The organism is Massilia horti, assembly GCF_004614195.1.
Taxonomy (GTDB): Bacteria; Pseudomonadota; Gammaproteobacteria; order Burkholderiales; family Burkholderiaceae_D; genus Telluria; species Telluria horti.
On sequence record NZ_SPUM01000154.1, the window covers coordinates 1 to 13,987 of the forward strand.

General features: G+C 60.7%; 10 protein-coding genes and 2 tRNA genes. 8 read left to right on the forward strand and 4 right to left on the reverse strand.

Going from position 1 to position 13,987, the window contains the following annotated elements; all coding sequences use genetic code 11:
- Window positions 1-287: 287 nt before the first annotated feature.
- The 4 genes from E4O92_RS24595 (at window position 288) to E4O92_RS24610 (ending at window position 6,428) form a co-directional block, all read left to right on the forward strand.
- Window positions 288-989 carry a FadR/GntR family transcriptional regulator gene (locus E4O92_RS24595; protein WP_135192279.1) on the forward strand — a complete coding sequence of 234 codons (702 nt, stop codon included), beginning with the start codon at window positions 288-290 and terminating at the stop codon, window positions 987-989.
- 124 nt (window positions 990-1,113) lie between these two features.
- Entirely contained in the window at window positions 1,114-1,893 is a 780-nt protein-coding gene (locus E4O92_RS24600; protein ID WP_135192280.1) for a rhamnogalacturonan acetylesterase, read from the forward strand.
- 4 nt (window positions 1,894-1,897) lie between these two features.
- Complete coding sequence (locus tag E4O92_RS24605; protein WP_135192281.1) at window positions 1,898-4,564, forward strand: pectinesterase family protein; 2,667 nt, start codon at window positions 1,898-1,900, stop codon at window positions 4,562-4,564.
- Window positions 4,565-4,574: 10 nt separating this feature from the next.
- Window positions 4,575-6,428 carry a glycoside hydrolase family 28 protein gene (locus tag E4O92_RS24610; protein ID WP_135192282.1) on the forward strand — a complete coding sequence of 618 codons (1,854 nt, stop codon included), beginning with the start codon at window positions 4,575-4,577 and terminating at the stop codon, window positions 6,426-6,428.
- Window positions 6,429-6,993: 565 nt separating this feature from the next.
- Here the strand turns inward: E4O92_RS24610 and E4O92_RS24615 are convergent.
- A complete protein-coding gene (locus tag E4O92_RS24615; RefSeq protein WP_135192283.1) occupies window positions 6,994-8,037 on the reverse strand; it encodes a hypothetical protein in 1,044 nt (347 codons plus the stop codon).
- A gap of 336 nt (window positions 8,038-8,373) precedes the next feature.
- On the opposite strand from E4O92_RS24615, the gene E4O92_RS24620 reads away from it, so the two are divergent.
- Window positions 8,374-8,724: a DUF5335 domain-containing protein gene (locus tag E4O92_RS24620; RefSeq protein ID WP_135192284.1), complete on the forward strand. Its 351-nt coding sequence runs from the start codon at window positions 8,374-8,376 to the stop codon at window positions 8,722-8,724.
- A 44-nt stretch (window positions 8,725-8,768) separates the two neighbouring features.
- On the opposite strand, the gene E4O92_RS24625 is transcribed toward E4O92_RS24620, so the two are convergent.
- Window positions 8,769-8,844 (reverse strand) — tRNA-Asn (locus E4O92_RS24625).
- A 129-nt stretch (window positions 8,845-8,973) separates the two neighbouring features.
- Between E4O92_RS24625 and E4O92_RS24630 the strand changes: the two genes are divergently transcribed.
- Window positions 8,974-9,561 (forward strand): YdeI/OmpD-associated family protein, encoded by a 588-nt coding sequence (locus E4O92_RS24630; protein ID WP_135192285.1) that lies wholly within the window; start codon window positions 8,974-8,976, stop codon window positions 9,559-9,561.
- A 216-nt stretch (window positions 9,562-9,777) separates the two neighbouring features.
- The gene (locus tag E4O92_RS24635; RefSeq protein ID WP_206076940.1) at window positions 9,778-10,245 is read left to right on the forward strand and encodes a hypothetical protein; all 468 of its coding nucleotides are present in this window, start codon (window positions 9,778-9,780) and stop codon (window positions 10,243-10,245) included.
- 129 nt (window positions 10,246-10,374) lie between these two features.
- Here E4O92_RS24635 and E4O92_RS24640 read toward each other — a convergent pair.
- Together E4O92_RS24640 and E4O92_RS24645 are read right to left on the reverse strand one after the other, a co-directional pair.
- Window positions 10,375-10,450 (reverse strand) — tRNA-Asn (locus E4O92_RS24640).
- A 45-nt stretch (window positions 10,451-10,495) separates the two neighbouring features.
- A complete protein-coding gene (locus tag E4O92_RS24645; protein WP_135192286.1) occupies window positions 10,496-11,707 on the reverse strand; it encodes an amino acid aminotransferase in 1,212 nt (403 codons plus the stop codon).
- A gap of 106 nt (window positions 11,708-11,813) precedes the next feature.
- Here E4O92_RS24645 and uvrB point away from each other — a divergent pair, with 106 nt between their 5' ends.
- A complete protein-coding gene (gene uvrB / locus E4O92_RS24650) occupies window positions 11,814-13,913 on the forward strand; it encodes an excinuclease ABC subunit UvrB (protein ID WP_135192287.1) in 2,100 nt (699 codons plus the stop codon).
- Window positions 13,914-13,987: the final 74 nt, after the last annotated feature.

Sequence of the window (13,987 nt, forward strand, 5' to 3'; positions counted from 1 at the left end):
CGTAGGGTGCGCACCTGTGCGCACGCGGTACGGTTGATCAGAGGCAGCGCGTAATGAGCATTTGGTGCGCGCGATTCACTGCATGCTGACTTGCGGTTGCCGTTTCGATACGCGGCGTGTGCGAACCGCGTGCGCACAGGTGCGCACCCTACGTCCCCCTTCGAGCGTTACATCCATATCGTCGCTGTTGCAAAACCGCATCGCATTTTTGCGTGCGGCAAGGCCGGATTGATAAACTGGTCTAGCCAATTTACAATGGTCTGACCAATAAAGGTATTCGGACAATAATGCAAAAGAAACCATCCGGCCAGCAGGAGACAGCTGCGCCTGAACAGCGGCTGTACCGCGTGGTGGCCGACCGGATCCAGGAACTGATCCACGACCAGCGTATCCGGCCCGGCGAACGCCTGCCTTCCGAACGCGACCTGGCCGCCCAGTTGTCGGTCAGCCGCGCGTCATTACGTGAAGCGCTCATCGCGCTCGAACTCGGCGGCGCCATCGAGGTGCGCGGCGGCTCCGGCGTCTACGTCAGCGCACTGCCCGAACCTGATTCCGACATGCCGGAAGCCGGCCCCGGCCCGTTCGAGGTGCTGTCCGCGCGCCGCCTGATCGAAGCCGAAATCACCGCGATCGCCGCCCGCGTGGCAACCGACAGCGCGATCGACGCCATTCTCAGGGCGGTCGAGGAGATGGAGCGCCACCACTCGAACAAATCGCACAACGAACAGGCCGACCGCAATTTCCACCTCGCGATCGCGCGCGCCACCGGCAACAGCGCGCTGGTAGGCGTGATGCACTACCTGTGGGACCAGCGCGGCCGCCTGTGGCACAAGCTGAAAGAACACTTCCAGACCGAAGAACTGCGGCGCGAGACGCTGCACGACCACCGCCGCATCCTTGAAGCGATCGCGGCGCATGACCCGGCCGAGGCGCGGCGCGCGATGCGCTCGCACCTCGAGCGCGTGACCCGGACCTTCTCCCGGGGATAGCACGCATCGACCTTCCGACCGGCTGGACCTCGGCGCCCGATCATGGTCGCCCTCGTCCCAGCGGCACGGAGCACGCGAGGTGCTCCACCCATTGACCTCTCGCTTGGCCCGACAACGGAGTATCATGAAAAAATCCATCCTTGCACTGGCAGCACTCGCAACCGCCCTGCCCTTGTCCATGGCGCACGCCGCGCCACTGGAGCCGATCCGCGTGATCCTGGTCGGCGACTCCACCATGCAAACCAAGAGCGGCTACGGCGACGCCCTGTGCGCCCGCTTTACGCCTGAAGTCACGTGCGTCAATCTCGCCAGGGGTGGACGCAGCACCAGCAGCTTCCGCGCCGAAGGACGCTGGGACGAAGTGCAGCGCATGCTGCGCGAAGGCAGCCAGTTCAAGGCCAACTACGTGCTGGTCCAGTTCGGCCACAACGACCAGCCGGGCAAACCCGGCCGCTCGACCGACCTGGTGACCCAATTCCCGGTCAACATGGCGCGCTACGCAGCGGAAGTCAAGGAACTGGGCGGCGTCCCTGTCCTGGTCACGCCGCTAACCCGCCGCAGCTTCAAGGGCCAGTACCTGAGCAACGACCTCGCGCCGTGGGCCGAGGCCACCCGCAAGGCCGCGCTTCAGGAGCACGCGGTGCTGCTGGACCTGAACAAGGACAGCTACGACGCGGTCCAGGCCATGGGCCAGGCAGAAGCGGACACGCTGGCGATGGCGCCTCCTCCTTCCAGTCCCGTAGTAGCGAACGACCCCAACAAAGTCGAACCGCAGGGCGCCGCGAAGAGCGCCTTCGACCGCACCCACCTGGGCGACAAGGGCGCTGCCCTGTTCGCGAACATCGTCGCCGGCGAATTCGCCAGGGCGGTACCGGCTGTTGCGCCATACCTGAAAAAGCAGTGACGCCATGAAGACTCCAGTTCGACTGCTGGCTGCCGCTGCCGCGCTTGCGGCCTGCGGCGGCGCCCACGCGCAGGACACGCGCACCGTGCGCGAGCCGACCCTGCCGCCCGCCTGTGCGGTCCTGGTTGCCGACACCGCCAGCGCCGGCATGAACGATGCCGCCCGCATCCAGTCGGCGATCGACAAATGCCCGGCGGGGCGCGCGGTTTACCTTTCACCGTTCAACGAAAAGACCGCCTTCGTCTCCGGCCCGCTCACGCTCAAGAGCGGCGTGACGCTGGTGGTCGACGCCGGTGCCACGCTCTATGCGAGCACCAACCCTGCCCTGTTCGACCGCGGCAACAACACCTGCGGCACCAACGACCAGAGCGGCCGCGGCTGCCGCCCGTTTATCTATGCCGAGGACACGCGCGGCAGCGGCATCATGGGCGAAGGCGTCATCGACGGCCAGGGCGGCCACCGCATCGACGGCAAGTCGGAATCGTGGTGGCAGATCGCGCGCCGCGCGCAGAAGGAAAAGACGCGCCAGAACGTGCCGCGCCTGATCGAGGTGAGCAAGTCGCAGGATTTCACGATGTATCGCATCACCCTGCGCAATTCGCCCAACTTCCACGCCGCGATCAGCCGCGTAGACGGCTTTACCGCCTGGGGCGTGCGCATCGATACGCCGCACGACGCGCGCAACACCGACGGCATCGACCCGATCTCGTCGCGTAACGTGACCATCGCGCACAGCTACATCCGCACCGGCGACGACAACGTCGCGATCAAGGGCGGCAACAGCGGCCCGTCCGAAAACATCTCGATCCTGCACAACCACTTCTACAGCGGCCACGGCATGTCGATCGGCAGCGAGACCAACAGCGGCGTGCGCAACGTGCTGGTCGAGGACCTGTCGATGGACGGGACCACTTCGGGCCTGCGCATCAAGAGCAGCGACACACGCGGCGGCGAGGTCAAGGACATCGTCTACCGCGACGTCTGCCTGAACAACGTGAAAAAGCCGATCGAGATTGACACCCACTACGAGCAGCAGGCAACGCCGGGCAACCTGGTCCCGCAATTCTCGGATGTGACCTTCGAGCGCGTGCACAGCCTCACGCCCGGACTGGTGCAGTTTCAAGGCTACGACCAGGAGCGCCCGCTGCGGGCCACGCTGCGCGACGTCGTCATCGAAGGCAAGCCGACGGTGCGCGTCGAATTCGCGCGCCTGACTAATGGCGATGGCCAGCCCGCCCAGATCAATCGACCTGGCGTCAAACCGCTCAACTGCGACGGGCGCTTTGCCGCGTTCCCGCAGGAGCAGGCGCCGAACAAGCGCCCGCAACTGACGGCGCAGCAGGCCAAGGCCTACGAATACCGCGAGGTGCTGAAGTACACCGGCCCGGTCGGCAACGAGCGCATCGACCCGTGGGACCCGCTGGCCGACCCGCTCGCGAAGGGTGAAAAATTCAAGCCCGACTACATCGTCGACCTGAACGCGGAAGCGGACAACCGCACCACCTTCAACAGCGTGCAGGCGACGGTGAGCGAAGCGGTATCGAACGCACGCGCCGGCCGCCGGGTGTACATCCAGGTCAAGCCCGGCGTGTACAACGAATTGGTGTATGTGCCAGCGGCCGCCGTGCCGATCACGCTCTACAGCGACGCCGCCGATGCAGCCGCCACGCGCATCACGGCCAACCTTCAGGCATCGGTCACCAGCGCCGCCTACGTCCAGCAGTTCGGCCCGCAGTTCGCGCACGCGGCACCAAGCATCCAGGCGATGTACGACGAGGTCAAGGCCAAGCCGCAGGTGACTACCCACGGTTCACAGATCGTCTGGGTCAGGAACCACGGCTTCCAGGCCCGGAACATCACCTTCGAAAACGCCTTCAACAAGGACCGCGGCAATGCCAGCGGCGAATGCGTGGCGGCCAACTGCCCGGAACAAAGCGTGGAAGCGCAACTTAACCGGGTGCGCAGCCAGGCGGTGGCGCTGCGCGTGGACGGCGCCGACAAGGCCCAGTTCGAGAACGTGCGACTGCTCGGATTCCAGGACACCCTGTACATCAACAACGCGGATGAAGACCAGACGGTGCGCAGCTTCTTCAACAAGTCCTACGTGGAAGGCGACGTCGATTTCATCTTCGGCGACAGCATCGCCTACTTCAATGAATGCGAGGTCAAGACGCTGAGCGAGCGCGGCTCTTCGTACGCCGCCGCGCCCGACACCAGCCGCCGCGCGCGCTACGGCTTCGTTTTCAACCGCTGCCGCTTCACCAATGACGGCGCGCCGAATGCCAAGGTAGGGAAGTTCTACCTTGCGCGCCAGTGGTTCCACAACTCGCGCTGCACGCCATACGGCGCGATGCCAGTCGAGGGCTACTCATGCAAGATCGGCGACGCGGACAGCGCGCCGGACGGCACCATCCGCAAACGCACGCTCGAGCGGGTGGGCAAGATGGTTGTCATGAACTCGACCATCGGAAGCCACATCAACAAGACCAATCCGTGGGCGGACTGGAACAAGAACGGCACCATCGCCCACCGCCGGGTGCAGCTCTCGTCCGACGACTACTGGACCAATCTGGCCAAGGCCGGACTCGATCCGGCAACCAGCCTTGGCGACGGCCCCCGGCCCTCGCCTGCCGACATCTACCTCGGCGAATACAACAACACCATCGAGTAAGGAGACAGCCATGACATCCAAATTCAACCCACGACGACGCGGCTTCATCCAGGCCGCATCCGCCGGCGGCCTGGCCTTCGCGGGCACGACGCAAGCCGCTTTCGCCGCCGCTCCTGCCGATCCGTGGCGCAAGGCGAAAGCCATCGTCGGCAAGCTGGCCAACCCGGTCAAGTTCCCCAAGGTCGACTTCCTCGTCACCGACTTTGGCGCCGAGCGCTGCGAGCTGGTCGAAGTCAAGGGCTGGGCCTCGTTTGAGGACCTGGAAACCATGAAGACGCCGGCACCGGGCTCTAAGGACTGCTACCCGGCGTTTGCCGCCGCCATTGCGGCCTGCCACAAGGCCGGCGGCGGACGCGTGGTGATCCCGGCGGGCGACTGGTACTGCGCTGGCCCGATCGTGCTGCTGTCGAACGTGAACGTGCACCTGAAGGCGGGCGCGCAGGTCTACTTCTCCAACAACCCGGCGGACTTCGCCAAGTACGGCGAACATGCGTGCGGCGAAAACGGCAACCTGGTCATCTCGCGCTGGCAGAGCAACGACTGCCTGAACTTCTCCTCGATGATCTACGCCTACGGCCAGAACAACATCGCCCTGACCGCTGACGACGAGACCGGAATCCTCAACGGCCAGGGCGGCGTGCCCTTTGCCGGCAGCAGTGACTGCTGGTGGACCTGGAAGGGCAAGAACAGGACCATCAACTCGGTCGCGCAGAGCACTTCGCCCAACTACAAGGATGGCAAGCCGGCGCAAAACGCCGTCAACCCGAGAAATCCCAAATCGCTGGCCGACGTGGCACCCAACCTGTCGGAAGCCGACCGCCTGCTGATCCAGGGCGAAGGCGACAAATGGCGCGCCGACGAGAACTATCTGCCGGCGCTGTCGGAAGCCGGCGTACCGCTCGCCAAGCGCGCGTTCGGCCTGGGCCACTTCCTGCGCCCGCCGATGATCCAGCTGATCGGCTGCACCAATGTGCTGTTGCAGGGCTACCAGGTGAACCAGGCGCCGTTCTGGCAGCACCACCCGGTCAACTGCCGCAATCTCGTGATCCGCAAGGTGCACGCCAACAGCTTGGGCCCGAACAGCGACGGCTTCGATCCGGAAGCGTGCGACACGGTGCTGGTCGACCAGTGCGTGTTCGACACCGGCGACGACTGCATCGCGATCAAGGCCGGCAAGAACAAGGACACGCAATTCGGACCGACGCGCAACGTCGTGATCCAACGGTGCACCATGCAAAGCGGCCACGGCGCGGTCACCCTCGGCAGTGAAATGGCGGGCGGCATCGAGAACGTGTACGCGCAGGACTGCGTCTTCCAGAACATCAACTGGGCGACCAACCCGCTCAACACCGCGATTCGTCTCAAGACCAACATGAACCGCGGCGGCTACCTGCGCAACTTCTACGTGCGCAACATCTCGATCCCGAACGGCGTACAGACCACCCCATCGTTCTACGCGTCGCTGCCGGGTTCGCCGATCGCCTCGCGCACCGTGGCCACCGCCGCCGGCGCCGTGGTCACCTTCGACTGCGACTACACCCCAACCGCGGACAACGTGCGCACCCGTCCGCCGGTGGTGAGCAACGTGCACATCTCGAACGTCAAGGTGGGCACCGTGACCAAGGGCGGCAAGCAACTGTCGAGCTTCCAGGCTATTGTGATCCTGGGCCCGGTGGCATCGGACTACAACGGCCCGGCTCCGCGTCCCGCAGTACTGCCAGTGACCAACGTCACCATCAGCGACTGCGACTTCGGCACGCCTGACAACACCGAGCAGCCGTACTACCTGTACAACGTCAAGGGCTTGAAGCTCAAGAACGTGACCATCGGCGGAAAGGTGTACAACACCACCCTGTCGGCGTAAGACCCAGAGTGCACACCGGGTGCGTTCGAAAGCGCACCCGGCTTATCGCTTCCACGCCGGCTGTTTGCTGCGCCACAAGCGCGTCAGCCAGCCGGCAGCCGGTCCCGTGCAAAAGCTATCCAATTGCGCCGCCTCTCCCACGAAAATCGACCCGGGCGGATTCGATCTGTACAAGGATTTGAGCTCGGCTGCATTATGGGGAAACCAGAATTCGTCGATTCCCGTCACACCCATCGATTCCAACTGCTTCCTGTTCAAGGCCCACATCGTCAAGCGCGGGCAATCCGGATTGTCCAAATACTCGTTGACATCCTCCACGCCGACAACGAACTTTCGGTTAGACAGATAATTCCGATACAACGCGCAAGTTTTCTGTAAAAAATCGATCTCGGCTTAAAGCTGTTTTTCCTTCCGCATAAACGTCTTTTGCCGGGGTGATTTTATGAGTAAGCCTTTCCCACATCTCAAACCTTTGCTAGTCATTAGACACATCAAGGTAATGAGTGGCTATTGTGCCAGCTCAGCTTGCGACTTGGGCGAGCTGTACGATTAAACCAAAACGTCCTTAGGCCAAATCATCTCCCTGTGGGGAATCGCTATTCCTATTGAGGAACGCAGCAATTCGTCTTACATCCTCGTCTGATAGGGGCCGATCTTCATGGCTAACTGTCTTTGCGCCCGACTCGGCGCGCTTTTCATCCGTCTCCCCTTCCCGCAGTGATTCCGGGCCTGTTAAGAGTCTAGGTTCAGGCGCCATTAGTTTTCGCGGATCAGTTTGAGAAACGTCGTTCATCCCCTCAATAACTGTGCCTGATGCGATGAATTTTTTCGCGCCGTCAATAATTTTACGTCGGATGATTTCAGCTTGTTCGCGCCCGATCTGTTCGCTCTTTTCCAGCTCCGTAATTTGAGCGAGGATTGGCAAAGATGATGCGATAAGTTCCAACTGTCGCCCCATCTTTCGTTCCTTGTGAAAAACGACAAGATCCCAAATCGTCAAAATTAGGTGGTTTAGTTGTTTTATAAGGTCTGCAGCTCCGAAAAGATCAAATGACTTATCGCTGCCAGAATCAATCGCTCCTACTCCAAGCGGGACGGAATGCGCATCAGTAAGATCGGCAAGTGCCGTATACATTTCTTGGCAAGCTTCAAGCGAGTCAATCACGCGCTGAAGCGTAGAAAAACTCTCATCCTGCTCAACAAGAATTATCCTAAGGAGACCAAGAGACGCACGCGTAGATTCTACTTGAGATGAAATCGGCGCATCAAGGACCGGGGAGTCTTGCTCAAGCAGTCCAGCTATTCGTGGCAACGTGTCAACCAAAGTTGCAAGCCGTTCCATTATCTTGCGCCTCGGAATGTTCCCCTCACCGAGCAAGTCGAACCAACTTTCAGCGCTGTCTAGTTCGTTTAACGCAAAAATATCGACGAGCTTCTGCGCCTCCGGAGAGAAAGTGTGCGCGGCGATTGAATAATGATTAAGCGCAGATAACATAGCTTGTACAGACTGTTTTCCTTTATCCCCTCCTCGCATCGCATTCATCAGATTCGATTTCACTACTGCATCCAACACCTGCTTGACGGCAGCGATTAATGACGCCCGGCGCATGTACCCTCCTCTTTGCGATCACCTTGAGCCGTTGGCTTTGAGAACGGCAAAAAGTAAATTAACTAGAAGTAACAAGTATCCTATGCGCGCAACCGAAAAGCAATCACTGTTGCCCGCTTTGCAGCATGGATGCCCTTGAGCACTTTGAAAAACCGTAGGCATGGTGCTTTGCGTCGCAAATTTGCATCCCCTCTAAAATACTTTCAAAGCCGTCCGAGGAGAGGCTCCAGGTTTGACTGACCCGGACATCTCAGCAGCCAACCCCGGCGCACCATCCGTTGTCAAACTTGCGGGCGACCGCCCTGGTGAATTGATCAGTGACCGCGGAGAGAAATCATGGCTATTGTGAAAGTTGAGAAGGCAGCATGGCATCCGTATTTTGACCGGATTTCAAAGCTGATCCAGAGCGAAGGCAAGCAGGCCGAGATCGAAGTCGATGCGCTGAACATCGGCGCTCAGATCGAAGCGGAGTGGCTGCCGTTACAGGGAATCGTCTACGACGAAAAAAGTAATCTGGTCGAAGTCCTCTGCGAGGGGCTCGACCACCTGATCTACAATCCCACGGAGATTTACGTCGATCACACCGGAACCGACCTGACCAGCGTGGAAGTCACCGACAAGGATGGCGTGAAACAGATAATCCGGCTGCGCGAACCGGTACTGCTGCCTGCGCCGGGCGGCGCGTAACGCGGAAACGACGAAGCCCCGCATCGCTGCAGGGCTTCAATATTTGGCTCCCCGACCTGGACTCGAACCAGGGACCTGCGGATTAACAGTCCGTCGCTCTACCGACTGAGCTATCAGGGAAAGGAGGCAAGATAATAGCTGCCAGGACGCCATCTGTCCAGACCCTCGTTGCATTTTTTGGCCTCCCGCACGCCGCGTACGCTTGAAATGACTAAAATGCCAAGCTCAATCATTTTGAAGGGTCATGCCATGGCGGAGAAGAATCCCAAGGTCGAGTTCTATTTCAGCAAGGACGGCCAGTGGCATACTGCCTTCCAGCACCTTCGTGACATCCTGCTGGACACCGAACTTACTGAAGAGTTGAAGTGGGGCGTGCCCTGCTACGCCTACGAGGGCTCCAACGTGGTGCTGATCCACGGCTTCAAGGAATATTGCGCGCTGCTGTTCCATAAAGGCGCCCTGCTGAAGGATCCGAAAGGTATCCTGATCCAGCAGACGGAAAACGTGCAATCGGCGCGCCAGATCCGCTTTACCAGCGTCAAGCAGATCGATGAACTGGAAAGCACCATCCGGGATTACGTGCAGGAAGCCATCGAACTGCAAAAAAGCGGCGCCAAAGTACCGCTCAAGGAAACAAAGGAATTCGCGATGCCGGCCGAATTCAAGGAGCGCCTGATCGAGCACCCGGCCCTGAAGGATGCGTTCGAAGCACTAACGCCGGGGCGCCAGCGCGCCTACCTGCTGTACTTCGCCGGCGCCAAGCAATCAGCGACGCGGGCCGCGCGCGTGGAGAAATGCATGCCCCGCATTCTTGACGGGCTGGGGCTGAACGATTAACGGTTGGCATGCGGCGATGATCGCCCAGCCCGGTGCACGAAAATTAAAAGGGACGTGATTACTCAGGGGCCCTTCGACATTCTGGCTCCCCACCTGGACTCGTGCCATCGCATCAGCATTTCCCTAAGTCGCCCTCCTTTGAAGCGACTTGTGACAAAGTGAGTATTTGTTGTGCGGAAAATCCACTATAGTTAAAAAAAACTATAGGGGTTCCGCATGGAATTTATTGCGTTCAAAGACCGCTACAAATACCAACTGACTGAAACCTACAGCCTCAAGATAGGCATTCATCCTGACACCAACATCGAAGTCGATGGCTATCTAAGCCTTGATCCAAATGGTCTTCTTACCATCAAGAGGGGCTATGCTTGGGACGGACCGTCTGGCCCCACATTCGACACGCCAAACTTTATGCGCGGCTCCCTCGTGCACGATGCGCTGTACCAAATAATGCGAGAAAAGAAACTGGACCGAGAGATCCACCGTGCGGGGGCAGACGAATTGCTACGCAAGATTTGTCTGGAAGACGGGATGAGCTGGCTCCGTGCGTCGTGGGTACATTTGGGTGTGCGTTTATTTGGCGAACCTGCTTCCGATCCAGCCCACAAGCACCCAACCATCTACGCGCCGCGCAAGCCGTCGGACGTGGTCAGCCCCAGTGAGACCGAGATTCAGACCAACTGAGGCGAGCCAACTCCCTTTATGAACGGGAGCACATTCGCCACTGCATCCACGCCATAATGCGAAATAAATGGCGCTATAGAAAGCAAAGAGCCCAACCGGTAAGGGCTGGGCTCTTTGCTTCAAAAATTCTGGCTCCCCGACCTGGACTCGAACCAGGGACCTGCGGATTAACAGTCCGTCGCTCTACCGACTGAGCTATCAGGGATCATCTCTTCCGTTCAAGCTGTGCTCGATCAGAAGAGCCAAGATTTTAAAGAACTTTTGCGACGGCGTCAACGACGCGATCGATGTTCTTCGAATTGAGCGCGGCAACGCAGATGCGGCCGGTGTCCACGGCGTAGATCGACTCCGCGCGCAGCTTGCCCACCTGCTCCTTGGTCAGGCCGGAATACGAGAACATGCCAACCTGCTCGCGCACGAATTCAAAGTCCCTGCCCGGCGCCTTGTCGGCCAGCTTCTTGACCAGCGCATCGCGCATTTCCTTGATGCGCACGCGCATGCCGGCCAGTTCGTCTTCCCACAGCTGGCGCAGTTCCGGGGTGGAGAGCACGGTGGCGACCACTTTGCCGCCATGGGTCGGCGGGTTCGAGTAGTTGGTGCGCACCACGCGCTTGAGTTGCGACAGCAGACGTGCCGCTTCTTCCGCGTTCGATGCGACCACCGACAGCGCGCCCACGCGCTCGCCGTACAGCGAGAACGACTTCGAGAACGAGTTCGAGATCAGCAGCGGGCCGCCGGCTTCGGCAAAGCGGCGCACGACCGCGCCATCTTCCGCGATGCCCGCGCCAAAGCCCTGGTAGGCCATGTCCAGGAATGGCACCAGCTCGTTGGCAGTTACCACTTCGATCACCTTGCCCCACTGCTCCTGGGTCAGGTCGGCGCCGGTCGGGTTGTGGCAGCACGCGTGCAGCACCACGATCGAGCCCTGCGGCATGGCCTTGAGCGACTCGAGCATGCCTTCGAAATTCACGCCGTGGGTCGCCGGATCGTAGTAGGTGTAATTGTTGACGACGAAGCCGGCGCTTTCGAACAGCGCGCGGTGGTTTTCCCAGCTCGGGTCGCTGATGAAGACTTCGGCATTGGGCGAGAAGCGCTTGAGGAAGTCGGCGCCGATCTTGAGTGCGCCGGTGCCGCCCAGGGCCTGGACCGTAACCGCACGCTTCTCTTGAAGAATCGGGCTGCCGGCGCCAAATACCAACTCCTGCACGGCTTTGTCGTACGCAGCCAGGCCTTCGATAGGCAGGTAGGTGCGCGGCGATTGCTGTTCCATCAATTTTGCTTCCGCCTTCTGCACGCAAGCCAGCAGCGGCACCTTGCCATTGTCATCGTAATACACGCCAACGCCGAGGTTAATCTTGCCCGGATTGGTATCGGCATTGAAGGCTTCGGTAATACCAAGGATCGGATCGCGTGGCGCCATGTCGATGGCGGCAAAGAGGCTGGAAGAGGCAGTGGAAGTCATCGTGATAAACTAAGAATGTCTGCTGGGTCGCAGAAATTGATGTTAAGCGACCTTCAATGGCTGCAAGGCCGCAAGCGGACTCCCATTCTAGCAAAGGTCGGAAAGTATGGCTGATCGAAAGGCTGATCTAAAAGTCGCAAGCGAAACGGCGCCAACCGTAATCACATTTCCCAATTCCCCGTTCAAGCTGCACCAGCCGTTCGCGCCGGCCGGCGACCAGCCGACCGCGATCGACGCCCTGGTCGAGGGAATCGACGACGGCCTGATGTACCAGACCCTGCTCGGGGTGACGGGTTCCGGCAAGACCTACACGATGGCGAACGTGATCGCCCGTGCGGGACGGCCGGCGATCGTGTTCGCCCCCAACAAGACCCTTGCAGCCCAGCTGTACGCCGAATTCCGCGAGTTCTTCCCGCAGAACGCGGTCGAGTACTTCGTCTCCTACTACGACTACTACCAGCCGGAAGCCTACGTGCCGCAGCGCGACCTGTTCATTGAAAAGGACTCGTCGATCAACGAGCACATCGAGCAGATGCGCCTGTCGTGCACCAAGTCGCTGATGGAGCGGCGCGACGTGGTGATCGTGGCGACTGTCTCGGCAATCTACGGTATCGGTAATCCGAACGAATACCACCAGATGATCCTGACGCTGCGTGCCGGCGACAAGGTAGCGCAGCGCGACGTGATCGCGCGCCTGATCCAGATGCAGTACGCGCGCAACGAGATGGACTTCGGCCGCGGCACCTTCCGCGTGCGCGGCGACACGATCGACGTCTTCCCGGCGGAGCATGCGGAACTGGCGCTGCGCATCGAGATGTTCGACGACGAGATCGAAACGCTGCAGCTGTTCGATCCGCTCACCGGGCGCGTGCGCCAGAAGGTCCCGCGCTTTACCGTGTACCCGGGCTCGCACTACGTCACGCCCCGGAGCACGGTGCTGCGCGCGATCGAAACCATCAAGGCCGAGCTGCGCGAGCGTCTCGAATACTTCCGCAACGAGGGCAAGCTGGTGGAAGAGCAGCGGCTGGAGCAGCGCACCCGCTTCGACATTGAAATGCTGACCGAAGTCGGCTTCACCAAGGGCATCGAGAACTACTCGCGGCACCTGTCCGGTTCGATGCCGGGCGAACCGCCGCCGACGCTGGTCGACTACCTGCCGAAAGACGCGCTGATGTTCATGGACGAGTCACACGTGCTCATTGGCCAGCTCAACGCGATGTACAACGGCGACCGCTCGCGCAAAGTGAACCTGGTCGACTACGGCTTTCGCCTACCGTCGGCGCTGGACAACCGGCCGCTCAAGTTCCAGGAATTCGAGAACAAGATGCGCCAGACGATCTTCGTGTCCGCCACCCCTGCCGAGTACGAGGCCCAGCATGCGGACAACGTGGTCGAGCAGGTGGTGCGTCCGACCGGCCTGGTGGACCCGCAGATCAACGTGCGCCCCGCCCTGTCGCAGGTGGACGACCTGATGGGCGAGATCCACGACCGCATCGCCAAAGACGAACGGGTGCTGGTGACCACGCTGACCAAGCGCATGGCCGAGCAGCTCACCGAGTACCTGGCGGACCACGGCATCAAGGTGCGCTACCTGCACAGCGACATCGACACGGTGGAGCGGGTCGAGATCCTGCGCGATCTGCGCCTGGGCACCTTCCACGTCCTGGTCGGCATCAACCTGCTGCGCGAGGGACTGGACCTGCCGGAGGTCTCGCTGGTGGCGGTGCTGGACGCGGACAAGGAAGGCTTCCTGCGTTCCGAGCGTTCACTGATCCAGACCGTGGGCCGCGCGGCGCGCAACCTGAACGGCGTGGCGATCATGTACGCGGATAGGATCACCGACTCGATGAAGCGGGCGATTGACGAGACGGAGCGCCGCCGCGCCAAGCAGATCGCCTTCAATGAGGCGAACGGCATCACGCCGAAGGGTGTGCACAAGAAGATCAAGGAGATGATCGACGGCGTGTTCGATCCGAAGCAGGCCAGGGAGATGCTGGAGGAAGCCCAGCAGACCGCCAAGGTCGAATCGATGAGCGAAAAGCAGATCAGCAAGGAGATCAAGCGCCTCGAGAAGCTCATGGTCGATCACGCCAAGAACCTGGAGTTCGAAAAGGCCGCGCAGGTGCGCGACCAGCTGCACGTGCTCAAGCAGCAGGCGTTCGGCGCGCCGGGGGCGGACAACGTGGTGTCGATGCTGGGCAAGTAACCCGCTCCGCGCCGTTTCCGGAGGCGTACAACTTGTGAATTTTTCGATTTTTATGCTGCTGCGTCGATTACGTT